The 24,903-nt window shown below is 73.6% G+C and carries 31 protein-coding genes; 20 read left to right on the plus strand and 11 right to left on the minus strand.

Annotated features, from left to right (window positions below; genetic code table 11):
- The first annotated feature begins 12 nt into the window (after positions 1–12).
- Both ACZ592_RS09385 and ACZ592_RS09390 read left to right on the plus strand, forming a co-directional pair.
- On the plus strand, positions 13–267 hold the full coding sequence (locus ACZ592_RS09385; protein WP_471580917.1) for a hypothetical protein: 255 nt from the start codon (positions 13–15) through the stop codon (positions 265–267).
- 95 nt (positions 268–362) lie between these two features.
- Positions 363–728, plus strand: coding sequence for a hypothetical protein (locus ACZ592_RS09390; protein ID WP_471580918.1), 366 nt, complete (start codon positions 363–365; stop codon positions 726–728).
- Between the two features lie 9 nt (positions 729–737).
- On the opposite strand, the gene ACZ592_RS09395 is transcribed toward ACZ592_RS09390, so the two are convergent.
- Positions 738–1,949, minus strand: coding sequence for an FAD-dependent monooxygenase (locus ACZ592_RS09395; protein WP_471580919.1), 1,212 nt, complete (start codon positions 1,947–1,949; stop codon positions 738–740).
- Between the two features lie 311 nt (positions 1,950–2,260).
- Here ACZ592_RS09395 and ACZ592_RS09400 point away from each other — a divergent pair, with 311 nt between their 5' ends.
- The 3 genes from ACZ592_RS09400 (at position 2,261) to ACZ592_RS09410 (ending at position 4,240) form a co-directional block, all read left to right on the plus strand.
- The gene (locus ACZ592_RS09400; RefSeq protein ID WP_471580920.1) at positions 2,261–2,902 is read left to right on the plus strand and encodes a hypothetical protein; all 642 of its coding nucleotides are present in this window, start codon (positions 2,261–2,263) and stop codon (positions 2,900–2,902) included.
- Between the two features lie 176 nt (positions 2,903–3,078).
- Positions 3,079–3,507: an STAS domain-containing protein gene (locus ACZ592_RS09405; protein ID WP_471580921.1), complete on the plus strand. Its 429-nt coding sequence runs from the start codon at positions 3,079–3,081 to the stop codon at positions 3,505–3,507.
- A gap of 82 nt (positions 3,508–3,589) precedes the next feature.
- Positions 3,590–4,240, plus strand: a complete 651-nt coding sequence (locus ACZ592_RS09410; protein ID WP_471580922.1) for a M23 family metallopeptidase — start codon at positions 3,590–3,592, stop codon at positions 4,238–4,240.
- 25 nt (positions 4,241–4,265) lie between these two features.
- On the opposite strand, the gene ACZ592_RS09415 is transcribed toward ACZ592_RS09410, so the two are convergent.
- Positions 4,266–4,550 (minus strand): hypothetical protein, encoded by a 285-nt coding sequence (locus tag ACZ592_RS09415; protein WP_361169035.1) that lies wholly within the window; start codon positions 4,548–4,550, stop codon positions 4,266–4,268.
- Positions 4,551–4,864: 314 nt separating this feature from the next.
- Here ACZ592_RS09415 and ACZ592_RS09420 point away from each other — a divergent pair, with 314 nt between their 5' ends.
- The 6 genes from ACZ592_RS09420 (at position 4,865) to ACZ592_RS09445 (ending at position 8,057) form a co-directional block, all read left to right on the plus strand.
- A complete protein-coding gene (locus tag ACZ592_RS09420; protein WP_471580923.1) occupies positions 4,865–5,125 on the plus strand; it encodes a hypothetical protein in 261 nt (86 codons plus the stop codon).
- A gap of 135 nt (positions 5,126–5,260) precedes the next feature.
- Positions 5,261–5,692, plus strand: coding sequence for a hypothetical protein (locus tag ACZ592_RS09425; RefSeq protein WP_471580924.1), 432 nt, complete (start codon positions 5,261–5,263; stop codon positions 5,690–5,692).
- 290 nt (positions 5,693–5,982) lie between these two features.
- On the plus strand, positions 5,983–6,234 hold the full coding sequence (locus tag ACZ592_RS09430; RefSeq protein WP_471580925.1) for a hypothetical protein: 252 nt from the start codon (positions 5,983–5,985) through the stop codon (positions 6,232–6,234).
- 267 nt (positions 6,235–6,501) lie between these two features.
- The gene (locus ACZ592_RS09435; RefSeq protein ID WP_471580926.1) at positions 6,502–7,194 is read left to right on the plus strand and encodes a hypothetical protein; all 693 of its coding nucleotides are present in this window, start codon (positions 6,502–6,504) and stop codon (positions 7,192–7,194) included.
- A 172-nt stretch (positions 7,195–7,366) separates the two neighbouring features.
- Complete coding sequence (locus ACZ592_RS09440; RefSeq protein ID WP_471580927.1) at positions 7,367–7,648, plus strand: hypothetical protein; 282 nt, start codon at positions 7,367–7,369, stop codon at positions 7,646–7,648.
- 145 nt (positions 7,649–7,793) lie between these two features.
- Complete coding sequence (locus ACZ592_RS09445; protein ID WP_471580928.1) at positions 7,794–8,057, plus strand: chaplin; 264 nt, start codon at positions 7,794–7,796, stop codon at positions 8,055–8,057.
- A gap of 84 nt (positions 8,058–8,141) precedes the next feature.
- Here the strand turns inward: ACZ592_RS09445 and ACZ592_RS09450 are convergent, their stop codons facing one another.
- From ACZ592_RS09450 to ACZ592_RS09490, 9 genes are all read right to left on the minus strand, one after another.
- Complete coding sequence (locus ACZ592_RS09450) at positions 8,142–9,032, minus strand: tyrosinase family protein (protein WP_471580929.1); 891 nt, start codon at positions 9,030–9,032, stop codon at positions 8,142–8,144.
- 40 nt (positions 9,033–9,072) lie between these two features.
- Complete coding sequence (locus ACZ592_RS09455) at positions 9,073–9,528, minus strand: tyrosinase cofactor (RefSeq protein ID WP_471580930.1); 456 nt, start codon at positions 9,526–9,528, stop codon at positions 9,073–9,075.
- Positions 9,525–10,031: a hypothetical protein gene (locus ACZ592_RS09460; protein ID WP_471580931.1), complete on the minus strand. Its 507-nt coding sequence runs from the start codon at positions 10,029–10,031 to the stop codon at positions 9,525–9,527. The genes ACZ592_RS09455 and ACZ592_RS09460 overlap by 4 nt, the downstream gene beginning before the upstream one ends.
- A gap of 71 nt (positions 10,032–10,102) precedes the next feature.
- The gene (locus ACZ592_RS09465; protein ID WP_471580932.1) at positions 10,103–10,789 is read right to left on the minus strand and encodes a vitamin K epoxide reductase family protein; all 687 of its coding nucleotides are present in this window, start codon (positions 10,787–10,789) and stop codon (positions 10,103–10,105) included.
- The gene (locus tag ACZ592_RS09470; RefSeq protein ID WP_471580933.1) at positions 10,789–11,289 is read right to left on the minus strand and encodes a DUF5949 family protein; all 501 of its coding nucleotides are present in this window, start codon (positions 11,287–11,289) and stop codon (positions 10,789–10,791) included. The genes ACZ592_RS09465 and ACZ592_RS09470 overlap by 1 nt, the downstream gene beginning before the upstream one ends.
- 281 nt (positions 11,290–11,570) lie before the next feature.
- Positions 11,571–11,822: a chaplin family protein gene (locus tag ACZ592_RS09475; protein ID WP_471580934.1), complete on the minus strand. Its 252-nt coding sequence runs from the start codon at positions 11,820–11,822 to the stop codon at positions 11,571–11,573.
- A 133-nt stretch (positions 11,823–11,955) separates the two neighbouring features.
- Positions 11,956–12,234 carry a hypothetical protein gene (locus ACZ592_RS09480; RefSeq protein ID WP_471581402.1) on the minus strand — a complete coding sequence of 93 codons (279 nt, stop codon included), beginning with the start codon at positions 12,232–12,234 and terminating at the stop codon, positions 11,956–11,958.
- 265 nt (positions 12,235–12,499) lie between these two features.
- Entirely contained in the window at positions 12,500–13,168 is a 669-nt protein-coding gene (locus tag ACZ592_RS09485) for a hypothetical protein (RefSeq protein ID WP_471580935.1), read from the minus strand.
- A gap of 276 nt (positions 13,169–13,444) precedes the next feature.
- Positions 13,445–13,684 (minus strand): chaplin, encoded by a 240-nt coding sequence (locus tag ACZ592_RS09490; protein WP_471580936.1) that lies wholly within the window; start codon positions 13,682–13,684, stop codon positions 13,445–13,447.
- Between the two features lie 396 nt (positions 13,685–14,080).
- On the opposite strand from ACZ592_RS09490, the gene ACZ592_RS09495 reads away from it, so the two are divergent.
- The 9 genes from ACZ592_RS09495 (at position 14,081) to ACZ592_RS09535 (ending at position 24,889) form a co-directional block, all read left to right on the plus strand.
- Positions 14,081–15,184: a DUF3344 domain-containing protein gene (locus ACZ592_RS09495; protein ID WP_471580937.1), complete on the plus strand. Its 1,104-nt coding sequence runs from the start codon at positions 14,081–14,083 to the stop codon at positions 15,182–15,184.
- Between the two features lie 57 nt (positions 15,185–15,241).
- Entirely contained in the window at positions 15,242–16,402 is a 1,161-nt protein-coding gene (locus tag ACZ592_RS09500; protein WP_471580938.1) for a glycosyltransferase, read from the plus strand.
- Entirely contained in the window at positions 16,399–17,913 is a 1,515-nt protein-coding gene (locus tag ACZ592_RS09505) for an exopolysaccharide biosynthesis polyprenyl glycosylphosphotransferase (RefSeq protein ID WP_471580939.1), read from the plus strand. The genes ACZ592_RS09500 and ACZ592_RS09505 overlap by 4 nt, the downstream gene beginning before the upstream one ends.
- 85 nt (positions 17,914–17,998) lie before the next feature.
- Positions 17,999–19,411, plus strand: coding sequence for an O-antigen ligase family protein (locus tag ACZ592_RS09510; RefSeq protein WP_471581403.1), 1,413 nt, complete (start codon positions 17,999–18,001; stop codon positions 19,409–19,411).
- Positions 19,408–21,144 (plus strand): murein biosynthesis integral membrane protein MurJ, encoded by a 1,737-nt coding sequence (gene murJ / locus ACZ592_RS09515; protein WP_471580940.1) that lies wholly within the window; start codon positions 19,408–19,410, stop codon positions 21,142–21,144. Before ACZ592_RS09510 ends, murJ begins: the two co-directional genes overlap by 4 nt.
- Positions 21,134–21,922: a polysaccharide deacetylase family protein gene (locus ACZ592_RS09520; RefSeq protein ID WP_471580941.1), complete on the plus strand. Its 789-nt coding sequence runs from the start codon at positions 21,134–21,136 to the stop codon at positions 21,920–21,922. The genes murJ and ACZ592_RS09520 overlap by 11 nt, the downstream gene beginning before the upstream one ends.
- Positions 21,919–23,064: a glycosyltransferase gene (locus tag ACZ592_RS09525; RefSeq protein WP_471580942.1), complete on the plus strand. Its 1,146-nt coding sequence runs from the start codon at positions 21,919–21,921 to the stop codon at positions 23,062–23,064. The genes ACZ592_RS09520 and ACZ592_RS09525 overlap by 4 nt, the downstream gene beginning before the upstream one ends.
- Positions 23,061–23,723 (plus strand): YveK family protein, encoded by a 663-nt coding sequence (locus tag ACZ592_RS09530; protein WP_471580943.1) that lies wholly within the window; start codon positions 23,061–23,063, stop codon positions 23,721–23,723. The genes ACZ592_RS09525 and ACZ592_RS09530 overlap by 4 nt, the downstream gene beginning before the upstream one ends.
- Positions 23,720–24,889: a GNAT family N-acetyltransferase gene (locus ACZ592_RS09535; RefSeq protein ID WP_471580944.1), complete on the plus strand. Its 1,170-nt coding sequence runs from the start codon at positions 23,720–23,722 to the stop codon at positions 24,887–24,889. The genes ACZ592_RS09530 and ACZ592_RS09535 overlap by 4 nt, the downstream gene beginning before the upstream one ends.
- Positions 24,890–24,903 lie beyond the last annotated feature (14 nt).

Raw genomic sequence — 24,903 nt, forward strand, 5'->3', positions numbered from 1 at the left:
GTTTGAGGAATCATGAACAACACCAAGCGCATGCTCGCCTCCCTCGCCCTGACCGCCGCCGCCGTCGCCGCTGCCGCCCCCGCCCACGCCGCGGAGCAGTGGGCCAACGAGTCGAACGGCGGCGTGGGCCACGCCGTCGGCAAGACCCTGGCCGACCCCACCGACACGGGCAAGGAGGTCCTGGACGCGGGCAAGACCGGCCTCAGCGTGGCCGAGACCGGCCTGAAGTCCGTGCACACCGGCACGCAGGCCGCCGGCGGGCGGTAGAGCGGTACGCGGCGGGCCCGTCACCCACCCCCGCCCACCCGCACCGGCCCCGCCCGCTCAGGACACGGGCGGGGGCGCGGAGGAGGATGGGGAGCGTGCTCACCGTGCTGGTGCTGGTGGGGCGACAGCGGGAGAAGGAGCTGATCGCCCGGATCGAGAGCGTCCCCGACGTGTGCGTCCTCTCGCACACCCACGACAGCTCCCTGGCCCTGGCCCGCGCGCGGGTGCTGCTGCCCGACGTCCTGGTCATCGACCTCAGCGCCTGCTTCTCCGGGGACGCGGCCTCGGTGGTGCACCGGGCGCGCCGGCTCGGCCTGCCGAGCGAGCTGGTCGTGCACGCGGGCGACACGGTGATCGGCTCCGTCTCCCCCGGCGGCGGCACCCGCCCGGCGGCGCAGAGCGAGCCGGGTGCTCTCGTGCGCACGCTCACCCGACTGGCCCGTCACCAGCTGTCGACCTGAGAGGGCGCGCTACGCCCGGCGGCTCTGCAGGGTGCGGGCCAGGCGCGAGCCCAGGCGCTGCTTGAGCCAGCGCAGGGCCTGCATGCGGCCGACCGTCCGGTCCAGGTGGAAGTAGAGCTGCGGCGGCACGTACGGGAGCAGCGGCGAGTGGCGCTGGCCGAGCAGCGCGAACATCTGGTGCGGCTCCAGGCCCATGTAGCGGGGCAGGTTCTCGTACCACTGGGCGCTGTGCCGGGCGGCGCTCTGCACCGAGAGCAGGGCCCGCTTGCGGTCCCTCTCGTACGCGGCCAGCGCGGCCGGCACCTGCTCGGGACCGGAGACCGGGCGCAGCGCCGCGGCCAGGCCCATCGCGTCGCGCAGCGCGAGCGTGGTGCCGGCGCCGATGGAGTAGTGCGTGGTGTGGGCGGCGTCGCCGATCAGCGCGAGGTTGCCGTGCGACCAGACCTCGTTGGTGACCGTCGGGAAGGCCTGCCACTGGGCGTGGCCGCGGGTGCCGGTACGGCCCAGGAGCTCGTGGCCGTCCAGCAGGTTCGCGAAGAGCTTCTCCAGCAGGCGCAGGGACGCGTGGTGGTCGAGCCGGTCGAAGCCCAGGGCCGCCCACGTCGTGGCGGAGCACTCCACGACGCAGGTGCTGCGCTCGGGGCTGAAACCGTACGCGTAGCACCAGATCCAGCCGTGTTCGCTCTGTACGAAGGAGAAGGTGAACGCGGTCAGGACGCGGGTCGTGCCGAGCCAGATGAAACGGTTGGCGCCCGTGGTCACGCGCGTGCCGAACCGCTCGGCGTGTGCCGCGCGCAGCCCGCTGTGCGCGCCGTCCCCCGCGACGACGAGATCCGCGCCGGGCAGCTCGTCGAGGCGGGTGATCTCCCTGCCGAACTCCAGCCGCACCCCGAGCGACCTGGCCCGGTCGGCGAGGACGGTCCGCAGCCGGTGGCGGCCGATGGCGTGCCCCGGGTCGCCGTCGTGCGCGGTGGTGCGGTCGCCGACGTAGGCGAAGCCGCCGCTCCAGCACACGGACTGCTCCTCGATGAGCCGTGCGGACTCGGGGTCGTGGGCGCGCAGGTCCCGCAGGAGGTCGGGCCAGTACGTCACACCCCAGCCGTAGGTGGTGCCGGCGTCGTGCCGCTCGTGGACCGTGACCTCGTGGGCCGGGTCCTGGAGTTTGGCGAGGACGGCCAGGTAGAGGGAGGCGGGCCCTCCACCGACGCAATCGATCTTCACGCGCGCTCCTGCTTGTTCTACGGAGAGGGGAGGAGAGGGGCACCAACGTAAGCGTCGGCGGAGCGCGCGGGACGAAAGCGGGCAAGGTGTCGCCTCTTCGGATGAGTGGGCCGGGACGAGCGCCCCCGCCGCCGCACGGGCGGTCGGGTGAACCGGCCGCCCCGCTGCGGACGGTCGGGTGAATCGGCGCGCCGATCCGCCGACGGCGGGCCGCACTTCGCGGACCGCGCGTTGTTCATCCGATATGACTTGGCCCCCTCCGGCCCCACCCCCGCCTCCGGGCCCCAGCCGCCTGCGTAAGGACCACCACGATGCACCGTACGAGTAGGCGCCGTATCTCCCTCTCCCTGGTGGCGGGCGCGGTCTCCGCCCTCGGCGCCCTGGCCGTCCCGCCCGCCTCGGCCGACGAGGCCTCCCCTCCCGTGACGGCGGCCTCCGAGCCGTCGGACGACCACTCACCGGCCTCCTCAGGACACGGCGCGGAGCCACCGGGCGGCCACGGCGACGAGAGGCCCCCGGCCCCGTCGGCGGACACCGGCCACGGCGAAGAGGCCACCCGGGGCTACGGCGAGGAGGCGCCCTCCCCCACCCCTCCAGAGGCCCACGGCCCGCAACCGACACCCACCTCCGCGCGGCCCACCCCTCCGACGCCACCGGTCGCCGCACCACCCGTCACACCGTCACCGCGCGCCCCGTCCCCGCCCGTTGCGTCGCAGCCCCCGGCGGCCGGGCCTCCCCCGACACCGTCCACCCCGCCCTCCTCCACCCCGCCCTCCTCCGCCCCGGGCCCCGGCGCGGGCCCCACCCGTCCCGGCACCCGCGCCCCGCGGGCGCCCGAACTCGCGGAGACGGGCCACGACCCGCGGATCCTCGCCCTGGGCGGCGCCGCGGTCGCCCTCGTCGCGGCCGGCACCTGGCTCCGGCTGCGCGCCCGGCGCACGCGCCGCGACTGAGCCCGCCGGGCCCGGCGGGTGGCCGGGCGGCCACGGGTGCCGGCTGTGACTTGTCCGTACCGGGCTGACGTCTCCGCGTCGATCCTGTATACCCGCAGTGAGCAGATCGCCCGGACCGGAACGGACTCGACCACGTGTTCGCCGGGCCGGTACCGACGACGGCAGCTGGAGGTGTGATGGGCACGCCACCCCACCGCTTGGCGATCACGCGCCTCGCGCACTCCGACGTCTGCGCCGTCTTCAGGATCAGCGGCGAACTCGACCAGGCCTCCGAGAAGTTCTTCATGGACACGCTGGCCGGCGCGGTCGACGCGGGCCAGCGCCACATCGTCCTCGACGTGACCGCGCTGACGTTCTGCGACTCCCGCGGCCTGAACTGCCTGCTCGCCCTGCACTGGCTGCTGCGGCGCAGGACCGGCGACCTGATGCTCGCCGGCGTGGGCCGCCGCCTCTCCGCGCTCCTGGAGCACAGCGGCAGCACACCCCTGTTCACCGTGCACACCTCCGTCGGCCAGGCCCTGCGCTCCCTGCCGGAACCCTCCCGCCCGCACTGGCCGCCGCCCGCCGAACGCAGCACGGGCGAGGGCGTGTCCCCACAGGCCTGAGCCACACCGGACACGCCCACCGCATACGCCAGGCGGCTCACCCGGGATGCGCGCCGCGCCCCGCGCCAGTGAGCTGTCGGACATGGATCACGACATAGCAAGCGCGGGCGCCACCACGCGGCGCCGCGCGCTGGGAACCGTCGCCGCGCTCCTGGTGGGCGGGGCGGTACCGCTGACCACCGCGCAGCGCGCCGTCGCGCACTCGGACGACCCCCGCCACGTCTGCACGGGCGGCTACGACGCCGGGTTCGAGGACACGCTGGAGATGGCGGACGACCGCCTCGACCCGGACGCGCTCCGCGGACTCCCGGCGGGCCCCGCGCCCCGGTACGCGCTGCCGCTGCGCCGCGGCTTCCGGGTCACCGCCGCCTACGGAGTGCGCGGCGACTGGCTCGCCGGGCACCACACCGGCATCGACCTGGCCGTGCCGCAGGGGACGCCCGTCTACGCCGTGGGCGGCGGCGCCGTGCTGGTCGCCGGCTGGTCGGGCGCGTACGGCAACGCCGTGACGATCCGGATGCCGGACGGCCACTACTCGCTCGTCGCGCACCTCTCGCAGGTCTCGGTCCGCGTCGGCCGGCAGGTCGGCGCCGGGACCCTGCTCGGGCGGAGCGGGGCCACCGGACGTGCCACGGGCCCGCACCTCCACCTGGAGGTGCGGGCCCGTCGTGACTACGGTTCGGACGTCGATCCGGTGAGCTACCTGGCCCGGCGCGGAGTGCGGCTGATCTGACCCCCGGCCGGTGCTTCCCGCGGGACTACTGAACGGCGGGCAGGGCGTTCGTGACGGGCGCCACCAGGTCGGTGAGCTGGTGCAGTTGGTTCAGCTGCTGCAGGCCGCCGAGCTGGCTCTCGACGCCCGGCACCTTGCCGCGCTGCTCCTCGGGGAGGTTGCTCTCCCCGAGGGTGTCGAGCGTGCTGACGAGCGAGGGCGATGCCGTGTCGTGGGAGTGCTGCGGGGCCGCCTGCGCCGCGGGGGTGGCGAGGGCCGCGGCTCCGGCGGCCAGCGAGACGGCGGCGATGAGTCGTCGTGCTGATGTCATGTCCTCACAAACGGCTCAGCTCCACGAAGGTCACGGGTTCCGCGACGCCCTCACCCGGGAAGCTCAGTGCTTTTCGGACGGTCGCGGGACACGCCCACCCGGGCCCGTCGGCCACTCGGCCGGGCTATTTGTCCGACAGAGCGTCAGGGCGTACGTATGCGCAGGTCACAGCGGCGCGAAGGGCCGACCGTTCACACGTGCGGAGGCGGCACTGATCTGCTGCCCGCGCGCGGACGCCACCGATCCGGTCCAGCTTGGGTCTGCGCGCGACACACCCCGTGCCGCCGCGCTCTCGCTCCTCGAAAGGAAACGCAATGCGCAGCTTCGCCAAGGCCGCCGCCGTCGCCGCCCTCGTCGCCCCCATCGTCCTGGGCGGTGCCGGTCTCGCCTCCGCCGCGCCGAGCGGTGACGGCCCCGCCTACGAGCACGCCCAGAACGCCGCGAACGCGAACGGCGGTTCGTGCACCAAGACGGTCAGCGGCTTCACCCCTGACGGCAAGGCCTACTTCCACAAGGTGACCCGCACCGCGGGCCCGACCGGCGCCACGGGCAGCGGCACGGGTTCGCACTCCTGACGCAGGTGCGGGGCCCCTGGCCCAGGTGCTGAGTCTGCGTGGCAGCACGAGACGGCGTGTGTCGCTCCCGGCGACACACGCCGTCTTGCGCTTCCGGCCCGACGAACACGACACAGGAACAGGAACAGGAGTGTGATGAAGGTTCTTCAGAGAGGTCGGCACGCGGCGCGGTTCGCGCTGCGGGCCGCGACGGTGTGCGCGCTGCCCGCGGCGGTCGCGCTGGGCGGGCTCACCCCCGCCCAGGCGGCCGACAGCCTCACGGTGACGCGGGTGACGGCCGACGCCGGCGAGCCCTCGGTGCTGGTCCACTACCGCTGCGACGCCCTGAGCGGCCTGGACTCCGTGCAGGTGGGCGTCTCGGACACGCAGGGCGGCGGGGTCTTCACGGGCACCGCGCCCGCCGACTGCGACGGCTCGCGGCACCAGGTGCGGGTGCGGGCCTCCCGCATGGGCGGTCCGCCGCTCGCCCGCGGCCACGAGTGCGTGGTCTCGGCCTCGTTGGGCACGGCGTCGCTGGGGATGTTCTCCCCCGTGGTGACGGCCGGCGGGGCGCGCACCGCCCACTGATCCCGAGGGTCGCGTCACCCTATTAGTGCATGCCGGAAAAACTGCGCCGCGCGGGCTGGTGACAGGTCGTCACCGCAGGTCAACGGGGCGTCACGGGGGCGATGCGCCGGTCTCGCCGAATCCTTCCGGCGGATCTCGACGGGCGCATCCGCCCGGACCTGCTCACGGTGATATCAGCAAGGCCGTGCGAGCGGGTCTTGTCCGTGGTCGTCAGGAACACTCCTGAACCTCCCGTTCACGGGAGAACGGCCACTCCGGTGCTCGCGACCCAATCGAAGGGAATGCGTCTCATGCGCAAGCTTGCCAAGGCGATCGCTGTTGGTGCTGTTGTCGTTCCGGTCGCCCTCGGTGGTGCCACTGTCGCGTCCGCCCACGACGGCCCGGGCTACCAGAAGTCGGACAACTCGGCGACCGTCAACGGTGGTACGTCCTCCAAGACGAAGAGCGGCTTCGGCGAGGACGGCACGGCCTACTTCGTGAAGTCGTCGAAGACGGCCAACTCCACCGGTGCGACGGGCAACTCGACCGGTTCGCATTCCTGACCCCACGGCTCTCTGAGAGCCGACGGGCAGCAGGCCCCGAGGGATCCATTCCTCGGGGCCTGCCGGTGCTTGAGGCCATCTGCCGCCCCCTTCGGAGGAATAAGCGGAAAGGCCGCTCAGCACATCGAATGATGTCCGGTAAAGAAGCACGAAAGCGCGAGAAGCACGAAGGCGCGAAAGCGCGAGAAGCACGGACCGCACAGCGGCCCGGCACACCACAGCAGGCCCGTCACCCGTCCTGACCGCCCGTCCTGACAAGGAGCACCGATGCCCGCCTCCCGCAGAATGCTGAGCACCCTGGCCCTGGCCGTCGCCTGTGCGGCCGCCGGGACCGCCACGACGGCCACCGCCCTGACGGCCCGCGAGGCGCCGTCGGCCACCGCCCCGGCCGACACCACCCGCACCGCGTCCGCCATCACCGAGCTCTCGGCGGAGGAGGTGAGCACGGGGTCGTCGGCGCGCGTACGCGTCACCGGACGCCTCGTGGAGGGCGCCACGCTCTCCTTCCCGCTGGCCCGCATCCCGCTCAAGGTCCAGGTCACCGACACGACGTCCGCCACGCCCGCGAGCTGCCACGCGCGCACGACGGACCGGGGCACCTTCAGCTGCTCGGTCGCCGTGACCCCGAACTCGGCCCGTTCGGTGAAGGCCGCCTTCGCGGGCAACGAGCTGTTCGCCCCGTGCTCCTCGACCACCAGCATCGGCTCCACGGACGACACCGGTCTCCCCGCCGACCCGCTGCTCCCGGACGCCGCCACGGAGCTCCCGGACGCGACGACGACACCGTCCACGACGACCACACCGGACACGACGACCACACCGGACGCGTCCCTCACCCCCGACGCGGCCACCACCCCCGACGCGTCCACCACCCCGTCCATCACCCCCGACGCGGCCACCCCCACCGCGCCGGAACTCCCCACCGCGCCGGCGACCGGCGCCCAGGCCCTGGCCGACTGAGCTCCACCGCTCCGCCGGACCACTCTGTTGAACTGATCGTTGAGCTGATCGGGTTGGATGACTGCATTACTCGTTCCTTCACCGCCGGGAGAGCGCCCCGGCTTTGCACAATGGGTCCGCAGAGAGGAAGTGGTTCACACCTCTCGCGGCAATCCCCAGGGAAGGAAGCCTTGTGAAGGCACGTCATCTCCTCATGTCCGCGATGGCGACGGCCGCCGTGCTGACGGTGGCGGGAGCGCCACTGGCACAGGCCGCGCCGAATCCCCCTGACTGGAATTCCGAGGCCCCCACGCCCGAATGGTCCAAGGAGACGCTCTCGTTCGGCACGGACACGATGCGGCACACCAGCACCGCGTCGGGCTTCACTCCGGACGGGACCGCCTACTTCTCCAAGGAGGGGATCGGGTTCTCGCCGGAGGGAATCGAGTTCAGCGAGATCTCCTCGCACTCCTGAAATCGGCCTGCCGAAATCGGCAGCCCGGCACGCGACGGCGGCATCCGGGCCGTCCGACGCCGTGTCCTCGCCTCGACGGCAGACGTTAGAAACGATGCGACTGCGTGTGGGCAGCCGCTCTATTCCAAGATCAAAGGAGAACGTGATGTCTCGCATCGCGAAGGCAGCCGCAGTCACCCTCGGCACCGGAGCCGTCGTCCTCGGCGGCGCCGGCCTGGCCATGGCGGACGCCGGCGCGCACGGTGAAGCCGTCGGTTCCCCCGGTGTCCTCTCGGGCAACCTGCTCCAGGTCCCGGTCAACGTCCCGGTGAACCTGTGCGGCAACACCGTCGACGTCATCGGCCTGCTGAACCCCGCCTTCGGCAACCAGTGCGTCAACGACGGACACGAGGGCGGCTACGGCGGCTGACCAGCCCCTTCCGAAGCCCTTCGAAGCCCCCGGTGCGCGTTCCACCGGGGGCTTCGGCGCGCCCGCCGCGAGCGGGGCCGGACCCTACTTCCCGTACGTGTACTGCCCCTTGTGCCCGAGGAGGTCGTCCGGCTTGACGTCCCACGGCGGCATCGGCTCGTGGCGGGCGACGATGCGCTGGTACTGGGACTCGCCGAGGGACGGGGGCCGCGCGGGCAGATAGCCGGCGGACCGGGGGTGCCTGCGCTGCCAGCGGTCCCACAGCAGGTCGACGAAGGAGTGGTTGAGCCAGAACACCGGGTCGTTCACCGAGGCCCCGCCCAGCATGTGGCCGCCGACCCAGCGGTGCACCCGGTTGTGGTTGCGCCACCGCTCCTTGCCCCGCGCCGACGTCCAGCCCTCCAGCTTGTTGCGGAAGCCCTCGGGGGCCGTGGAGTCCCACGGCTCCACGTCGTAGCGCGGGTCGGCCATCGCCCACTCGACGTCCTCCGGCGTGGGCAGGTCGACGGGGTCCTGCGGCCGGCCGAGATCACGGGTGAGGAACTCCCCGTCGGTGACGTCCTCCTTGATGGTCCAGTGCCCGTTCCCGTACGCGAAGGGCCCGGTCGTCACCTGCCGGTCGCCGCGCCGCCCGTTGCCGCCCATCAGGTCGGCGCCCCAGAGCGACGCGACCGGGCTGCGGTCCTTCGTCCAGTCCCAGTACGGGACGCTCACCCCGGCGTCGACGCGCTGCAGCGCCCGCTCGAACTCCAGCAGGAACCTGCGGTGCCAGGGGAAGAACGAGGGCGCCATGTGGGCCACCCGGAGCCGCTGGTCCCCGTCCGACACGTAGAAGTCGATGTGGATGCGGACGAACTCGTCGTACTCGCCGCGGCGCTTCAGTTTCAGGAGCGCGTCGACGAAGCGGCGCCGCTCCGCGCGGCTGAGGCTGCTCTGGTTCTTGCGCGTGCGGGCCGTAGCGGCGGTGCCGGCCATGGCGGTGTCCCTTTCTCTGCGTCAGGGGCAGGTGGCCCGCTCAGTGCAGGCGGCCGCTCAGGGCCCGCAGGGGGCCGAGTTCGTCGACGGCTCCCCGGGTGGCGGCGAGCGGCGTCGCGTACGACTGGTAGTGGTCCACCATGCTCAGGTAGCTGCCGTCGGCGCGGCGCATGAGCCCGAGCTGCTGCCCGTCGACGGTGATCCGCCAGCCTCCCGGCCCGTGCCCGTCCCGGTGGGCCATCGGTTCGCCCTGGATGCGCCGTCCCCCGTACATCTCGTCGAAGGGCGGGTCCTCGGGCCCGGCCGAGAAACCCGGCGGCTGCTGGTCCGGCACGGCGCGGGCGATGCCGAGGGCGCCGAGGAGCGCGGCGGCCGCGGTGCCGATGAGGTGGCGGCGGGTCAGCCGGTCGACGAGGCGCGCGGGCGCCTCCGGGGCGGGGGCCGGGGCCCGGCTCGGGACCGGGCCCACCCCGTCCGGCAGGGGCGCCACGGTCATGCGAGACCGAGGTCGGCGGTGGGCTCCGCGCTCAGGGCCGGCGCCTCGATGCCCGCGTTGGGCAGGGCCGGCGCGGGCAGGCCCCAGAGGTCGCCGCGCGGTGCCGACACCGGGAGGTCCAGGTTGGTGCTCGGCGTGCTGGCCTGGACGTCCGACGCCCCGGTCCGCATGCCGACCGACTCGATGGTGTCCTCGCCGAGGAGGTCGGACAGGGGCGCCACCACGCGGGTGGACGGGAGGCTGTTGTCGACCGGGATGCGCGGCAGGACCCGCTCGGGCAGGAGCTTGCCCTCCGCGTAGTGCGGACCGTCGAGACCCCCGCTGGGCAGGGGTACCGGGACGCCGGTGGAGATCTCGGGGGCGTCCATGTCCAGGGCGTTCTCCACCCCGTTCAGCGGGATGGGCACCTCGGGCTGTGCCGACGCGCTCGCCGAGGAGGCACCGCCGACGGCCGCCGCGCAGGCCATGACCATGGCGAAGGCACCTCTGGTTGATTTCTTCATCGTGCTCGACTCGTCCTTTCACTGTGCGACCACATGGCCCCGCCACCGGTTCGACAGTGCCGGGTCGGCATTCAGCTGGTCCAGAACTCCCACCAGCGCGTCAGGATGAGCATGCCGATGATTCCCATGTGCAGGGCGGGAAGAACCCAGGTGAACTCCCCCAAGAAACTACGCAGTACCCGGGGTGCGGGCAGGAATCCACACCGTACGTTGTGCGAAGTCACGTACCAGAACATGAGAATGGTGGCGGCCCAGGCCAAGCAGCACCACAGACAGAGGGAGTTGATGCGGTAGAGCGACTGGAATTGCAGCCAGGTACAGAATGCGACGCCGAATGCGGTGCCCGCATTGAAGGTCAGCCAGTACCAGCGGGGAAAGCGCGCACCGCCGAGCAGCCCGGCACCGACGCACATCACCGCCGCATATGCGGCGAGACCCAGCATCGGATTGGGGAATCCGAATACCGCGGCCTGCTCGCTCTTCATGATGTTGCCGCAGGCGACCACGGGGTTGAGGCTGCACCCGGGAACGAAGTCCGGGTCCTCCAGGAGGAGGAACTTGTCGAGGGTGACGACCCACGCGGCCAGCAGCCCCGCCGCGCCGGTGACCACCAGGAGCAGCCCCAGGAGCCGCCCCGCCGCCTGCTCACGGGGAGCCCGCCCCGCGGGCGCGGCGGTGGTCGTGGCGGCGGGGGCCGTGCCGGGGGCGCCGACGGCCTGCAGGGGCACTCCGTGCGGCAGTTCGGTGGTGCGGCGCATCAGCGCAGGCTGCGGGCGGGCAGCAGGCAGTGCGCGGCGTTGAGCATGGTCTCCTCGTCACCGGCGAACGCGGCGAGGGCCTCCTCGCCGACGGGCTCGCCCGGCTCGGCCTCCGGCCACGCGCGCGTGGTGGCCATGAAGTAGGCGTGGCCGCGCTGCTTGACGGCGGCGAGCCACTCCGGCGGGACCACGCACTGCGCGTTCAGGTGGGGCATGTTGACGACGGCCTGGTCGCCCTCGACGAGGAGGCTGACCGGCAGGGAGGGGTTGCGGGCGCCGTCGAGGACCGGGCCGCCGAGCGGCAGGCCGGTGTTGGCGAGGAGGGTGCGCATCGCCTCTGCGGTGCCCTCCGGGCCGCCCTCGGTGTCGCCGAGGGAGTAGGCGAGGAGGAAGGGCATGTCCTTCTCGTCCTCGGGGTGCTCGCCGCTCCAGGCGAGAACGGCCAGGGTTCCCAGATCAGTTGCTCGGAAGGGGCGCTGTTCACTGGAAGTTGTGGTCATGAGGGGAACCGTATAGACGCCGGAGGGCCGGTCCGGCCCCTTTGTCACCCGTGTGGCGCAGCCCGCGGCCGCCATCACACGATGGGGTCACCCGGTCGGCGCCGGTGACGGCACACACCGTACGGGGGGCGAACTCACCTTCCCCCGAAAGGCGTTGTCAGCCCGTCCGGCCGTCACCCCTCGGCCTCGCCGGCCGCTCTCACGCCGAAGGGCCGGTCCGTGAGCGAGGTGACCGGCCCTTGCGTACCTCGGACAGCTGTCCGAGGCGGCCCCGAGGGGTGTCAGTTGTTGACGCCCGTGTTGCCGAAGGCCGGGTTGAGCAGGCCGATGACGTTGACGCTGTTGCCGACGGCGTTGACCGGAACGTTCACCGGGACCTGCACGACGTTGCCGGAGGCGACACCGGGGGACTTCACGGCCGCGCCCTGGGCGCTGGCGCCGTCGCCCTCGGTGGCGAAAGCGCTGCCGGAAGCGGCACCGGCCGCGATGCCCGCGGCGGCGAGGACGAGAGCGGCCTTCTTGGCGTTCTTCATAATCAAACCTTCCCTAGGGGGTTCGCTTCAGACTATGGACCCGATTGCGAGAACCTCGGCAATAACACGCCCACGTGTTCCCGTTCGCCCGCCGGGCCAATACCCCCGAGGGGACGCGGGAATTGGACGGTACTTACTTGGCGAGCGGAAGTCCGCCGAGGAGCTCGGTGGGGCCGCCCGCCGAGTTCAGGGCGTCCGTGGCGCCCTTGACCGCGTTGACCGCAGAGTCCGGGTTCTCGGTGTCGAGCATGTTCGTGCTCAGCGGCTGGGCGTCGAGCAGAGGCTGGCTCGTAAGGGTGTCAAGACCACCGTTCAGGCTGGTGGGCGCCATTTCACCGGCGAACGCGGGCGCGGCGGCACCGGCAATGGCGATCGAACCGGCAAGGACAGCAGCAGCCTTCAGGGCCTTCATCATGTTCCTTTCTTCGGCAACTCGTGTCGCCTATGGGAGAACCGTTCAGGCACCGTTTGCCTGGTCTCTCTCTGTACCGGGACCAACGAGCGCAGGCGCTTACGGAAACCCCTCCTCCTAAAACTTCCGTGATCCCACTCGAATGAAGTGCGCGTTCCATCCTCATAACAACCGGACGATGTGCCAGGGGGGTTGACGGCACACGACGAAGCCCGCCGTGCCGGTCGGAACCGGCACGGCGGACTCACCGCGCGAAGACCTCGGCTCAGAGAGCGGGGGCCTTCGGCAGGGCGGGAGCCTGGGGCAGCCCCGGCGCCTTCGGCAGCGCGTCGGTGGGCAGCGCGGGCAGCTTCGGCAGGCCCGGCAGGTTGGGCGCGGGCAGGCCACCGCCGAGGACGGAGGCGACGGTGAGGTTCACCAGGCCGGTGACGACGGTCGGGGCCGCCGCGAGGACGGCCTTGGGGTCGCCGGCCGTGGCGGCCTTGACCAGTTCGTCGACCGCCTTCTGCAGCGCGGCGACGGCGTCGGCCTTGACGTCGACCGGAGCCTTGGCGTCACGCTGCGCGCCACCGGCGGGCAGCTGCGGCACCGCGGCGGCCGGGCTCGCGGGGGCCTTGGCCGGCGGCTTGGCGGCCGCCTCGAGCGCCTTCTTCACCGCGTCGGCGTGCTTCTTGGCGTCTTCGGGGGAGATCTTGTTGTCCTTCGCCTGCAGCACCGTGGTGAGCAGCTCCGTGACGGGGGTCAGGGCACCACCGAGGCCGTTCAGCTGCTGGGCCTGACCCAGCAGGGCGCCCGCGTCCGGGGCAGGCGCGCTGGTCGCGGTCCGGGTCTCGTCGCGGGAGGCGTCGGAGGCGAGGGCCGGACCGGCCGCGCCGAGAAGCAGTGTCGCGCACAGGGCGGTGGTCGCGATACGCCGTACGGGCAGAGCGCGCATAGGTGTTTCCCTTTCGGTGATGCGTCGGATCTTGTGATCACCGTGAAAGCGGCGGACCCCGACCGCAACCGAGCGACTGCGCGACGTAGCGGCCCCTCCCTCTGCCCTACGGGTATCCGCGCAGGTGAGAAGGGGATGTGACGACCGGTCGGCGATCGGCGGGGCGGCCCTCCATTCGGGGCACGGCCGTTAGCAGACCGACGCGACGGACCCGGCCGACACGCGGAACGGCCGCCCCCGGATTCACGGGGACGGCCGCTACGGTCCGACGGTGCGTCAGTCGTTGGCGCACTGGTTGCCGAACGCGGGGTTCAGCAGGCCGATGACGTTGACGCTGTTGCCGCAGACGTTCACGGGGACGTGAACCGGGACCTGGGCGGTGTTGCCGGAGATCACACCGGGGGAGTTGGTGGAAGCGCCCTGCGCGCCGCTGTCGGCGGCAGCGATACCCGCGGATCCGGCCACGGCGGCGGCGGCGACGGCGGACAGGGCGAGAGCCTTGGTGGTACGCGACATGGAGTGCTGCTCCTTGGTGATGATGCGACGTACGGGCGGGATGCCCGTCTGGAGGGTTCAACTGCCGAGTGCGACGACGAGTTGTGCGCCCAGACGGGTGATACGTGGCGGGACCCATTGCGGTGACGGCCCGACGACTGCCTGACCGGCGGGGACGCGCGTCAACTCAGCGCCGCCCCGGGGCGTGCGGACGGCCCCCGCCCGCCCCGCCCCGTGCGATACCTTCACGAATCCGACACACGTGCCGAGGTTGACCGAGCCACCCGCCGCAGCGGCTACAGTTGCGCTTCGCTCAAGGGCATTCCACTCATAAGCGTTTAAATTCGCACACTCCGTGCGAATCCCTCTCTCCGCTGTGGTTCAGAGTTCTTCACACCTCGGAAGGCCAACGCCGTCATGCGTCACTCCTTGGGACTGCGCCGCGTGTTCGTCATCCCCCTCGCACTCGCCGCCTGCCTCGCGGCGACCGGGACCGGGTCGGCCGCCCCGCCCGGCGGCGAGCAGACGCGCATCGACTTCGCACAGAGATACCGGGCGCTGCAGCACGGCGGGATCGTGCGGGCCGCCAACTCGGCGATCACCTGCCGCCGCGCGGTCGAACGGACAGCGGCCTCCTGCGACCGGACGCGCGGCGGCCGGGCGGGAGTGAACGACGACTTCGACATGTTCTACATCGACGTCGACGACGACCCGAACACCTACAACTCCAGCAGGGGCGAGGTCCGTCTGCCCCCGCACTCGCGCGTCTCCCACGCCCGCCTGTACTGGGGCGGGAACCTCAAGGTCGGCGAGCAGAAGCCGCACAAGGACAACGCGCGCGTGCTCGTCGCCGAACCCGGCGGCCGCTACAAACCGGTCATCGCCGACACGACGGTGGGTCACCGCGTCGCCGAGGGCGCCGACGCCTTCCAGGCCTCGGCCGACGTCACCGACCTGGTGCGCGGGGCGGGCGAGGGCGCGTACACCGTGGCCCAGGTCAATGTCGCCATGGGGCGCTCCCGGGCCGGCGCATGGGGCGGCTGGACGCTGGTGGTGGCGTACGAGAACGCCGCGGAGCCGCTGCGCCACCTCGCCCTCTGGGACGGCTTCGACACGACGGGGGAGCACGGGCGGCGGCACGAGGTGCGGCTGCGCGGGGTACCGGGGCCGGGGGCGGGCGGCACCGCCGGAGTGGTCGCGTACGACGGTGACCGCGGGCGGCGCGGGGACACGGTGAGCGTGTCGGCGGGCGGCGGCGCGGCCGTGCCCCTCACGGACGGCGCCAACCCGGCGGGCGACGCCCTCAACTCGACCATCAGCGAGCCGGGACGGCCGATCCGCAGGACCCCCGCGTACACGAACACCCTCGGGTACGACTCCGATGTCTTCGCGCTGCCCAAGGGGTCCGACCAGCACGGAGACCAGCACGGAGACCAGCACCGCGACCTGACGGTCCACCTTTCCTCGCAGGATTCGGCGTGGGTCGGCGTGGTCTTCGCCGCCGTCGACGCGAAGCGATAGCGCGCGTTGCTCCGCACGGACCCCGCGTCGCACCGCACTGACTCAAGGGAGTCGCGCATGCCTCTGCCTTCAGCACCTTCTTCCCCGCGGGTCCTGCACGTCAGCCAGCCCGTGGACGGCGGCGTGGCCCGGGTCGTCCTCGATCTGGCCGCCGCACAGACCGCGGCCGGCCTGGACGTGCACGTGGCCTGCCCGCGGGAGGGCTTCCTGCCCGACGCGCTGCGCGCCCTCGGCGTGCGCGTCCACCCCTGGGCGGCCACCCGCTCCCCCGGACCCGGCCTCGCCGCCGAGACCAGGGACATCAAGCGCGTCATCGGCGCGGCGCGGCCCACGCTCGTGCACGCGCACAGCGCCAAGGCCGGACTCGCCGTGCGCCTCGCGCTGCGCGGCGGCCTGCCCACGGTGTTCCAGCCGCACGCCTGGTCCTTCGAGGCGGTCGAGGGGCCCACCGCGTACCTGGCCCGCCTCTGGGAGCGCCGCGCGGCCCGGTGGGCGACCCGCATCCTCTGCGTCAGCGAGGCCGAGTGGGTCACCGGCAGGCGGGCGGGCATCGACGGCGCGTACACGGTGATCCCCAACGGCGTGGACACCGACCGGTTCGCCCCCGCCGCCCCGGGCTCGGCGGCCGACGGGACCCTCCGCCCGCTCGTCCCCCTGGTGGTGTGCGTCGGGCGGCTCTGCCGCCAGAAGGGGCAGGACGTGCTGCTGCGCGCCTGGGCCTCGGTGGCCGCCCAGGTGCCCGACGCCCGGCTGGTCCTCGTGGGGGACGGGCCCGACGGCGAACGGCTGCGCGAGCGGGCGGGACCGCGGGTCGCGTTCGCCGGGCCGGCCGCCGACGCCGCCCCCTGGTACCGGGCGGCCCACGTGGTCGTCCTGCCGTCCCGCTGGGAAGGCATGGCCCTCGCCCCGCTGGAGGCCATGGCCTGCGCCCGCCCGGTCGTGGTCACCGACGTCGACGGGGCCAGGGAGAGCATGCCGTCGGCCGACCGCGCGCACACCCTCGTACCGCCGGAGGACCCCGACGCGCTCTCCCGGGCGCTGGTCACCCTGCTGCGGGACGGGGAGCTGCGGGACGCGCTGGGGCGGCGGGGCCGCGCGCACGTGCTGGAGCACCACGACGCCCGGCGCACCGCGGCGGCGGTCCACGCGGTGTACGGCGAGCTGCTGGGCACAGCGACCACCGAACCCACCGAGTACAGGGAGTGCACCACCACGTGAGTGCGGAACGGACCGTTGCCTCCTCATCGGGTCAGCCACGGCAGGACATCCAGGCCCCGCCCGGGACCTTCGTCGTCGCGCCACGCGAAGCGACCGTTCCCCGTGCCGGGACGTCGGCACGCCAGCCGGCCCGAAGACGGCGCTCGGCCGCCGCGCTGCTGGCCGCCGACTGCGCCGCCGCCCTGCTCGCCATGGCGCTGCTCGCCGAACCGCGGCAGCAGGCCGTCCTCGCGCCGCTGCTCGTGGCCGGTGTGCTGCTCCTGAACGCGCGGGGCCGCCTGTACGAGTACGCGGTGCTGCCCGACGCCCTCGGCGAACTCCCCTCGCTGGCCGGGCGGATCGTGCTCGGCTGGTCCCTCACCGCGGTCGTCGCCTCCGCGCTGCCCGCGGCGGGGCCGCTCTCCGCCGAGCCGCTCTCCCTGGAGACCCTGGCCGGCGTCGCCGCCGTGCAGTGTCTGCTCAGCTTCGGCGGGCGCTCGCTGGTCCACCGGCAGCGGCGAACGGCCGTCGTGCGCAGCCCCCAGCCGGTACTGGTGCTGGGCCCCGGCGGGCCGGCCCGCGGCGTGGCCGCGGCCCTGCTGCGGCGGCCCGGCTGCGGCATGCGGCCGGTCGGCATCGTGAGCGAGGCCGCGGAACAGCCCGACGACCAGGCCCCAATCGCTGACGGAACGTCAGGACCCGTGCCAGAGCTGCCGGTTCTCGGCACCGTCGACGAACTCCAGCGTGCCGTCATCCAGAACGACGTCCGTGCCGTCTTCCTCCTCTCCGGGCACGGCCCCGGGCAGGCCCGGTGGCTGCAGGCACTGAGCGGCCTCGACTGCGACCTTTGGGAGCTCGATCCGCGCTGCCGCGACCTGGCACCCGCGCCGGGCGGACCCCGGCAGTACGTGGCCGGGTACGCCTGCCGTCCCCTGCTGCCCACCCGGCCCCCGGGGACCAGCCTCGGCAAGCGGCTCCTGGACATCACCGTCTCCGGCGTCCTGCTGCTCGCGGCGGCGCCGGTGCTCGCCACCTGCGCGCTGGTGCTGCGCTCCTTCGAGGGACCCGGGGTGATCTTCCGGCAGGAACGCGTGGGCAAGGACGGTCAGTTGTTCACGCTGCTGAAGTTCCGCACCCACCGGCCCGCCGACCCGCAGGAGGCGGCGACGCGGTGGAGCGTCGCCGACGAGCACCGGATGAGCGCCTTCTGCCGGTTCCTGCGCGGCACCTCACTCGACGAACTGCCCCAGCTGTGGAACGTGCTGCGCGGCGACATAAGCCTCGTCGGCCCCCGCCCCGAACGCCCCTTCTTCGTGGCGCAGTTCAGCCAGACCTACCCGGACTACGCCCACCGGCACCGGATGCCGACCGGCATCACCGGCCTCGCCCAGATCCACGGACTGCGCGGGGACACCTCCATCGAGGACCGGTGCCGCTTCGACAACGCCTACATCGACAGCTGGTCGTTCTGGCAGGACCTGTGCATCCTGCTGCGCACCCTCGGCTGCCTCGTACGCCGCACGGGGAGCTGAGCACGTGACCCACAGCCCGTCCACCGTCCTGCCCGAAGCGCGCCCGCTGCCCGGAGCCGTCCGCCGCTCCCGGCCGCTCGACGCGATGCTCCCCGGGCTGAGACATGCCGCGCCGGTGCTGCCGGTGATGCTGATGGTCGCGCTGCTCGCCCTGCCGGTGCCCGCCGAGGACCCCACCGCGGGCGGCGGCACCGGCTCCGCGGCCGACGCGGTGTCCGCCCTGGTCGTCGGCTTCTGCCTGGTGCGCCTGGTGCGGGACCGGCGGCGCCCGCTGACCCGGACGGCCGCCGTGCTCCTCGGGCTGCCGGTCGTCGGCATCACGGTGGCCGCCTTCGGTGCCGCCTCCGCGGCGACCGGCGTCGCCGGGGCCGCCCGCTACCTGCAGATCTTCGTGCTCGTCCCGGCGGCGGTGCTGATGCTGGTCCGCGACGCGCACCACTTCCGCCTGCTTGCCTGGTCGTTCGTCGGACTCGGCCTCTACCAGGGCGTCATCGGCGTCCACCAGAACCTCACCGGCACCGGCGCCTCGTACATGGGCGAGGACATCCGCGCGGTGGGCACCTTCGGCTCCACGGACGTCATGGGGATGGCCACCGTCGTCTCCTACGGACTCGTCTGCGCGCTGGCGCTGGCCTTCCGCCCCCGCACCCCGCGCCAGCGCTCGGCGGCCGTGGTCTGCGCGGCCCTGCTGACCGTGCCGCTCGCCCTGTCCTTCAGCCGCGGCGCGTGGATCGCCACCGCGGCGGCCTGCGGCGCGGTGCTGCTGCTCGCCGGGGTGCGCCGGGCGGGCCAGGTCCTGCTGGCGGCGGGCGCGGCCGCCGTGGTCCTGGTCGCCGGGTTCGGGGTCGGCTCCGCGATGCTCCAGGAGCGCCTGAGCAGCATCACCCAGGTCACGGACACTCCCGACCAGTCGGTCACCGACCGCTACACGATGTGGGCGGCGTCCGCCGACATGTGGCGCGGGCACCCGGTCACCGGCGTGGGCCTGAAGGGTTTCCCCGACCACCGCGACGGCCACGCCTCGCTGGCCCTGTCCTCCGGCAGCGACACGGCGGGGGCGGGCAGCGGCTTCGTGCGCCAGCCGCTGCTCTCGCCGCACAACATGTACCTGCTCGTCCTCAGCGAGCAGGGCCTCCTCGGCCTCACCACCCTCGTCGGCGGCTGGGCGGCGCTCGTGGTGTGCGGGCTGCGCCGCTGGAAGCGGCAGCGGGCGCGGCGCGGCCGGCCCGGCGGCCCGGAGCTCGACTGCGCGCTGGTCGCCTGCGGACTGCTGGTCTGGCAGCTCATCGACTTCATGTACGCCGACATCGGCGGGCCCTCCACCGTCCTGACCGCGGTCGCCTTCGGCCTCGCGGCCTGGTGGGCGGTCGGCTCCCGGGACGTCCGTGACTCCGGTGACGGCCATGACTCCGGTGACGGCCGCGACACCGCTGCCTCCGCCTGCACCGCTGCCTCCGCCGGCTCCGTCGCCCTGCCGGGAGAGGCGGGTACGCGATGACCACCGTGCCGCCGACGGTGGCGGACCAGGACCCCGATCCCGATCCCGACCCCGATCACCACCCCGGGCCCTGTCCCGATCACGACCACGGTTCCGCATCCGATCCGGGCCCGGAGCCGCACCCGCCGGCCACCCCGGTGGACGTCAAGTCTCCCGAGAAGAGCGCCGGTTCGTTCCTCGCCAAGGCCGCCCTGATCACGGCCGCGCTCTCCGTCGCCGGTTCGCTCCTCGGGCTCGTGCGCGACCAGGCGCTCGCGCACTTCTTCGGCGCCGGGACCGACACCGACGCCTTCCTGGTGGCGTGGACGGTGCCCGAGCTGGCCGCGACGCTGCTCATCGAGGACGGGCTCGCCTTCTTCCTCGTGCCCGCGTTCAGCCTGGCCCTCGCCCGGCGCGCGGAGGGGCCGTCCGCGGTCGACCCGGTCCACGAGTTCGTCCGGGCCTCGCTGCCGCGGATGACGCTCTGGTTCGTGGGCACGGCCGCGCTGCTCGTCGCCGCCGCGCCCTACCTGGTCGCGGTCCTCGCCCCAGGCCTGCCCGATCCCCAACTCGCGGTGGACTGCACCCGGTTGACCGCCACCTGCGCCCTGACCTTCGGCCTCACCGGCTACTGCAGCGCGGCCCTGCGGGCCCACCAGCGGTTCGTGGCACCCGCGACGGTCTACGTCGCCTACAACGCGGCCATCATCGCCGCCCTGTTCGCCCTCGCCCTGCCGCTGGGAGTACGCGCCGCGGCGGCCGGTGTGGCGGTCGGCGGCGTCCTCATGGTCCTCGTACAGGCACCCTCGCTCTGGCGTCAGCTGCGCGCGGACCCGGTACCGGCAGCCGCGCCCGCGCCCGCCCCGGGAACGGCCCCCGCGCCCGTGCCGGCCAGGACCCTGCAGACGGCGATCATCTGGACCGTCCTGCTCTTCGCCCTCTGCCGTCAGTCGCAGGTGCTGATCGAGCGCTTCCTCGCCTCGTCGCTGCCCGCCGGGGCCATCTCGCACCTGAACTACGCGCAGAAGGTCGCGCAGATGCCGATGGTCCTCTCGCTCATGCTGTGCACCGTCACCTTCCCCGTCGTCGCGCGGGCCCTGGCCGACGGCCAGACGGAACGCGCCCGCAAGCGCGTCGAGCGCGACGTCGTCCTCGCCGGGTGCATCGTGCTGCTCGGCGCGGCGGCGGTCATCGCCGCCGCGCCCCCGCTCATCCAACTGCTCTTCCAGCGCGGCGCGTTCAGGGCGGAGGACACCGCGGCCACCGCATCGGTCATGCGCGTCTACGCCCTCGGGCTGCTCGGCCACACCCTGGTGGGCGCCCTCGCGCGGGCGCACTTCTCGGTCGCCAGGACCACCTGGGTCCCGCTCTTCGCGATGGCCATCGGCATCGTGGCCACCGCCGGGATCGGCTTCCTGACCGTCGGGACGTGGGGCGTCCACGGGATCGCCGCGGCGAACGCGACCGGCATCTGCGTCACCGCGGTGCTCCTGCTGCGCGCCATGGGCCCGCGCACCGTGCCGATCAGGACGCGGGCCGTCGTCGGCCAGCTGGGCCGGCTCGTGCTCGCGGCCGCCGGGGCGACGCTGCTGGGCGCCGCCTGCGCGCAGCGGGTGGCGCAGCCCGCCGCCGCCGTCCTCGCGAGCTTCACGGTGGTGACCGTCTCCTTCGTGCTCCTGGGCCTGCTCCTGGGGGCGCAGCCCTGGGCATCCGTCCTACGCTCCGCCGGCAGAAAGCTGCGTCATGTCCGTTGATGTCACCCCGCCCGCCCCGTCCGGCACCGAGCCCTTCCTGCGACTCAGGCAGCCCCGCACCCCTGCGTGGGTGGCGATGTACCACTCCGTCGCCGACCCGGCCGAGGACCCGTACGAGATCACCGTCTCCCCCGAGCGCCTGGACGCCCAGCTGCGGTGGATGGGCCGCCAGGGGATGCGCGGCGTGTCGATGGCGCACCTGCTCGACGCGTGCGCGCGGGGCCAGGAGCACAACCTGGTCGGGCTGACCTTCGACGACGGCTACGGCGACTTCGTCGACCACGCGCTGCCCCTGCTCCGGCAGCACGACTGCACCGCCACCGTCTTCGTCCTGCCCGGCCGGCTCGACGGCGAGAACGCCTGGGACCCGCTGGGCCCGCGCAAACCGCTCCTCGGCGCGGACGGCATCCGGCACGCGGCCGAGGCCGGCATGGAGATCGCCTCGCACGGGCTGAGCCACGTCGACCTGACCGAGGCCGACGACCGGCGGCTGCGCCACGAGGTGAGCGGCAGCCGGGCCGCGCTGCACCGGCTGACCGGCGCCGATGTGCGGGGCTTCTGCTACCCCTACGGGCAGGTGGACGAGCGTGTGGTCGCCGCGGTGCGCGAGGCCGGATACTCCTACGCCTGCGCCATCGCGCCCGGCCCCCTCGCCGGCCCCTTCGCCCTGCCCCGCGTCCACATCGGCCAGGGCGACACGGCCTGGCGGCTGCGCCTGAAGCTGCGCACGAACCGGCTCCGGCGCCGCGCGCTGGGCGGCTCGGCGGTGTCCGGATGAAGGTCCTGCACGTCATCACCGGCCTCGGCGTGGGCGGCGCGGAACAACAACTGCGGCTGATGCTGCGCCACTTGCCGACGTCGTGCGACGTGGTGACGCTGACCAACGCGGGGGCCGTGGCGCAGGGCATCACCGCCGACGGAACGCGGGTGGCCGACCTCGGCATGGCGGGCAACCGCGACCTGGGCGCGCTGCCGCGCCTGGTCCGGCTCATCAGGGCGGGCCGCTACGACGTGGTGCACACCCACCTCTACCGGGCCTGCCTGTACGGCCGCATCGCGGCCCGCATGGCGGGCGTGCGGGCGGTGGTGGCCACCGAACACTCGCTGGGCGACTCGCAGATGGAAGGCCGCCCGCTGACCGCGGGGGTCCGCGGTCTGTATCTGGCCGGGGAACGCCTCGGCCGGATGACGGTCGCGGTCTCCCCCGCCGTCGGGGCACGGCTGCACCGGTGGGGCGTGCCGCGCCGGCGCATCCGGGTGGTGCCCAACGGCATCGAGGTCGACCGCTTCCGGTTCGACCCGGTCGCCAGGACCCGTACGCGCGAGCAACTCCAGCTCCCCGAGCAGGCGTTCGTCGTCGGGGGCGTGGGACGGCTGACCCCCGGGAAGCGGTTCGACGTGCTGCTGCGGGCCGCCGCCCAGCTGCCCGAGGATGTCGTCGTCCTGCTGGTGGGCTCCGGACCCGAGGAGCCCGGGCTGCGGCGGCTCGCGCACCGGCTCGGCCTGGCCGGACGCGTGCGGTTCGCCGGCGAGTCCACCCACGAGGGCGGCGGCGCCCAGGGCGGCGTACCCGACCTCCCCTCGCTGCTCGCCGCCATGGACGCCCTCGCCTCCCCCTCTCCCGAGGAGGCGTTCGGCCTGGCGCTCGTGGAGGGCCTGGCCAGCGGGCTTCCCGTGCTCTACGCGTCCTGCCCGGCCGTCGAAGGCCTCGGCACCGGCGAACGGTCCGGCGCCGCGTACTGCCCGAGCGACCCGGACTCCTTCGCGCAGGCCATGTACGGCCTGCGCGGCGACGTCCCGCCGCACCGCTCGGCACCGGCCGCGGTGCGGCACTACAGCATCACCCGAAGCGCCGAGCAGCTGATGAACGTGTACGCGTCCGTCGCGCCCGGCCCGACCCCGGAGGTGAACCCCCGATGAGCGACTCCGTGAACCCGCGCCCGCGCACCGCCCCCCTGCGCGCCCGCATCGCGCGGCTGCCCCGCTGGTGGCCGCTGCCGGCCTGCGCGGCCCTCGGCGCCCTGATCGGCGGCGGGTACGGCGTGCTGCAGACCCCGCAGTACACGGCCACGAGCTATGTCGTCGCCGTCCCGCAGGAGAAGGCGGACCCGGCGACGGCCCTCGGCTTCGCCCAGGCGTACGGCCGGGTGGCGACCCAGCTCGCCGTGCTCGCCGACGCCCAGGTGGCGGCGGGCATGTCGGCCACGGAACTGCAGGACAGCGTGAAGGTGGCCACGTCCCCGGACGCACCGATGATCGCGGTCTCGGCGACCGCGGCCAAGCCCGGGTCGGCGGCCGTCACCGCCAACGCGGTGGCCCGTTCGCTGGCGGGCAGCGCCAACCACTCCAAGGACAGCACGCAGGTCAAACTCCTGGCGTTCTCCCGCGCGTTGACGCCCAACGCCCCCTCGTCGCTGTCGGCCGGCGTGACGACCCTGGTGGGCGGCTGCGCGGGCGGGCTGCTCGGCGGCCTCGCGCTCCTGGTCCGCCCCCGCGGCCGTACGGAGCCGGAGCAGGAGGTGGCGGCCGGCGCCTCCGTCCCCGGGCCCGCGTCCGCCCTGGTCCGGAGCGCCCCGTGACGACGGCCCTGGCGAGGGACCTCAGGGCCGAACTGTGCGTGGACGAGAACGAGTTCGAGGCGCTCGCCGAGGCGTGGGGCCGGCTGTACCGGTCGTGCGCCGCGGCGACCCCGTTCCAGAGCCATGCGTGGCTGTCGTCCTGGTGGCGGTCGTACGGGCGGCGCGGGCGGCTGCGGGTCGTCCTGGTCCGCGAGGGCGACCGGCTGGTCGCGGCGGCGCCGCTGATGCGGGTGAGCAGGCCGCTGCCCGCGCTGAAGCCGCTGGGCGGCGCGATCTCCGACTTCACCGACGTCCTGCTCGACGACGACTGCCGTGAGGCGGGCACGGAGGCGCTCCTCGCGGGCCTGTACGCGCTCGCGGGGACTGCCGTGGTCGACTTCGGGGAGGTCAGGCCCGGCGCGTGCGTGGAGAGCCTGTACGCGCGCTGGCCGGGGCCGCGCAGGAAGCTGGCCGGTTCGGAGTGCCTCGAACTGCCCGCGCTGCCCATGGACGAGCTGCTCAAGCGGCTGCCGACCCCCCGCGCCCAGCGCACCCGGGCCAAGATGCGCAAGCTGTCGGCGCTGGGCGTGGAGAGCCGTGTCGTGCCCGTGGAGGAGGTGGAGTCCTCGGTACGCACGCTGCTGCACCTGCACCAACTGCAGTGGCAGGGCCGCAAGGTGACCTCCGAGCACCTCCAGCCCCGCTTCCACGAGCACCTGCTCCGCTCGATGCGCCCGATGGTCGCGGCCGGCGAGGCGGTGGTGACCGAGTTCCGCCTGGACGGCGAGGTGATGGCGGCGGACCTGACGCTGCTCTCGGGCACGCTGGCGGGCGGCTACCTGTACGGCGCCCACCCGGGGCTCAGGGAGCGCAAGGTCGACGTGGCCACGATGCTCCTGGACGCGTGCACGCGGCACACCGGCGGCGAGCACCGGCGGGCGCTGAGCCTGCTGCGCGGCAACGAGCCGTACAAGCACCACTGGCGCCCGGAGCCGGTCGCCAACCAGCGCTTCCTGCTGGCCCGCAGGCGCACCGCACCGCTGGTGCGCGCGGCCGCCTGGGGCGACTCGGGCCGCCGGTGGGCGAAGCGGCGGCTGCGCGAGCGGGCGGAGCGCCGTGGCGACGGCGAACAGCGCGGTGGCGAGCAGCGCGGTGGCGAGCAGCGCGGTGGCGGAGCCTCGTCGTGACGGCTCGCGCCACC

The organism is Streptomyces sp. NPDC040622, from assembly GCF_055593965.1.

Bases quoted from the DNA above. Each gene is read 5' to 3' on its own strand.
- ACZ592_RS09385 (WP_471580917.1), top strand. From the start codon at position 13: ATGAACAACACCAAGCGCATGCTCGCCTCCCTCGCCCTGACCGCCGCC.
- ACZ592_RS09400 (WP_471580920.1), top strand. From the start codon at position 2,261: ATGCACCGTACGAGTAGGCGCCGTATCTCCCTCTCCCTGGTGGCGGGC.
- ACZ592_RS09405 (WP_471580921.1), top strand. From the start codon at position 3,079: ATGGGCACGCCACCCCACCGCTTGGCGATCACGCGCCTCGCGCACTCC.
- ACZ592_RS09410 (WP_471580922.1), top strand. From the start codon at position 3,590: ATGGATCACGACATAGCAAGCGCGGGCGCCACCACGCGGCGCCGCGCG.
- ACZ592_RS09415 (WP_361169035.1), bottom strand. From the start codon at position 4,550: ATGACATCAGCACGACGACTCATCGCCGCCGTCTCGCTGGCCGCCGGA.
- ACZ592_RS09420 (WP_471580923.1), top strand. From the start codon at position 4,865: ATGCGCAGCTTCGCCAAGGCCGCCGCCGTCGCCGCCCTCGTCGCCCCC.
- ACZ592_RS09425 (WP_471580924.1), top strand. From the start codon at position 5,261: ATGAAGGTTCTTCAGAGAGGTCGGCACGCGGCGCGGTTCGCGCTGCGG.
- ACZ592_RS09430 (WP_471580925.1), top strand. From the start codon at position 5,983: ATGCGCAAGCTTGCCAAGGCGATCGCTGTTGGTGCTGTTGTCGTTCCG.
- ACZ592_RS09435 (WP_471580926.1), top strand. From the start codon at position 6,502: ATGCCCGCCTCCCGCAGAATGCTGAGCACCCTGGCCCTGGCCGTCGCC.
- ACZ592_RS09445 (WP_471580928.1), top strand. From the start codon at position 7,794: ATGTCTCGCATCGCGAAGGCAGCCGCAGTCACCCTCGGCACCGGAGCC.
- ACZ592_RS09450 (WP_471580929.1), bottom strand. From the start codon at position 9,032: ATGGCCGGCACCGCCGCTACGGCCCGCACGCGCAAGAACCAGAGCAGC.
- ACZ592_RS09455 (WP_471580930.1), bottom strand. From the start codon at position 9,528: ATGACCGTGGCGCCCCTGCCGGACGGGGTGGGCCCGGTCCCGAGCCGG.
- ACZ592_RS09460 (WP_471580931.1), bottom strand. From the start codon at position 10,031: ATGAAGAAATCAACCAGAGGTGCCTTCGCCATGGTCATGGCCTGCGCG.
- ACZ592_RS09465 (WP_471580932.1), bottom strand. From the start codon at position 10,789: ATGCGCCGCACCACCGAACTGCCGCACGGAGTGCCCCTGCAGGCCGTC.
- ACZ592_RS09470 (WP_471580933.1), bottom strand. From the start codon at position 11,289: ATGACCACAACTTCCAGTGAACAGCGCCCCTTCCGAGCAACTGATCTG.
- ACZ592_RS09475 (WP_471580934.1), bottom strand. From the start codon at position 11,822: ATGAAGAACGCCAAGAAGGCCGCTCTCGTCCTCGCCGCCGCGGGCATC.
- ACZ592_RS09480 (WP_471581402.1), bottom strand. From the start codon at position 12,234: ATGAAGGCCCTGAAGGCTGCTGCTGTCCTTGCCGGTTCGATCGCCATT.
- ACZ592_RS09485 (WP_471580935.1), bottom strand. From the start codon at position 13,168: ATGCGCGCTCTGCCCGTACGGCGTATCGCGACCACCGCCCTGTGCGCG.
- ACZ592_RS09490 (WP_471580936.1), bottom strand. From the start codon at position 13,684: ATGTCGCGTACCACCAAGGCTCTCGCCCTGTCCGCCGTCGCCGCCGCC.
- ACZ592_RS09495 (WP_471580937.1), top strand. From the start codon at position 14,081: ATGCGTCACTCCTTGGGACTGCGCCGCGTGTTCGTCATCCCCCTCGCA.
- ACZ592_RS09500 (WP_471580938.1), top strand. From the start codon at position 15,242: ATGCCTCTGCCTTCAGCACCTTCTTCCCCGCGGGTCCTGCACGTCAGC.
- ACZ592_RS09510 (WP_471581403.1), top strand. From the start codon at position 17,999: ATGCTCCCCGGGCTGAGACATGCCGCGCCGGTGCTGCCGGTGATGCTG.
- murJ (WP_471580940.1), top strand. From the start codon at position 19,408: ATGACCACCGTGCCGCCGACGGTGGCGGACCAGGACCCCGATCCCGAT.
- ACZ592_RS09520 (WP_471580941.1), top strand. From the start codon at position 21,134: ATGTCCGTTGATGTCACCCCGCCCGCCCCGTCCGGCACCGAGCCCTTC.
- ACZ592_RS09525 (WP_471580942.1), top strand. From the start codon at position 21,919: ATGAAGGTCCTGCACGTCATCACCGGCCTCGGCGTGGGCGGCGCGGAA.
- ACZ592_RS09530 (WP_471580943.1), top strand. From the start codon at position 23,061: ATGAGCGACTCCGTGAACCCGCGCCCGCGCACCGCCCCCCTGCGCGCC.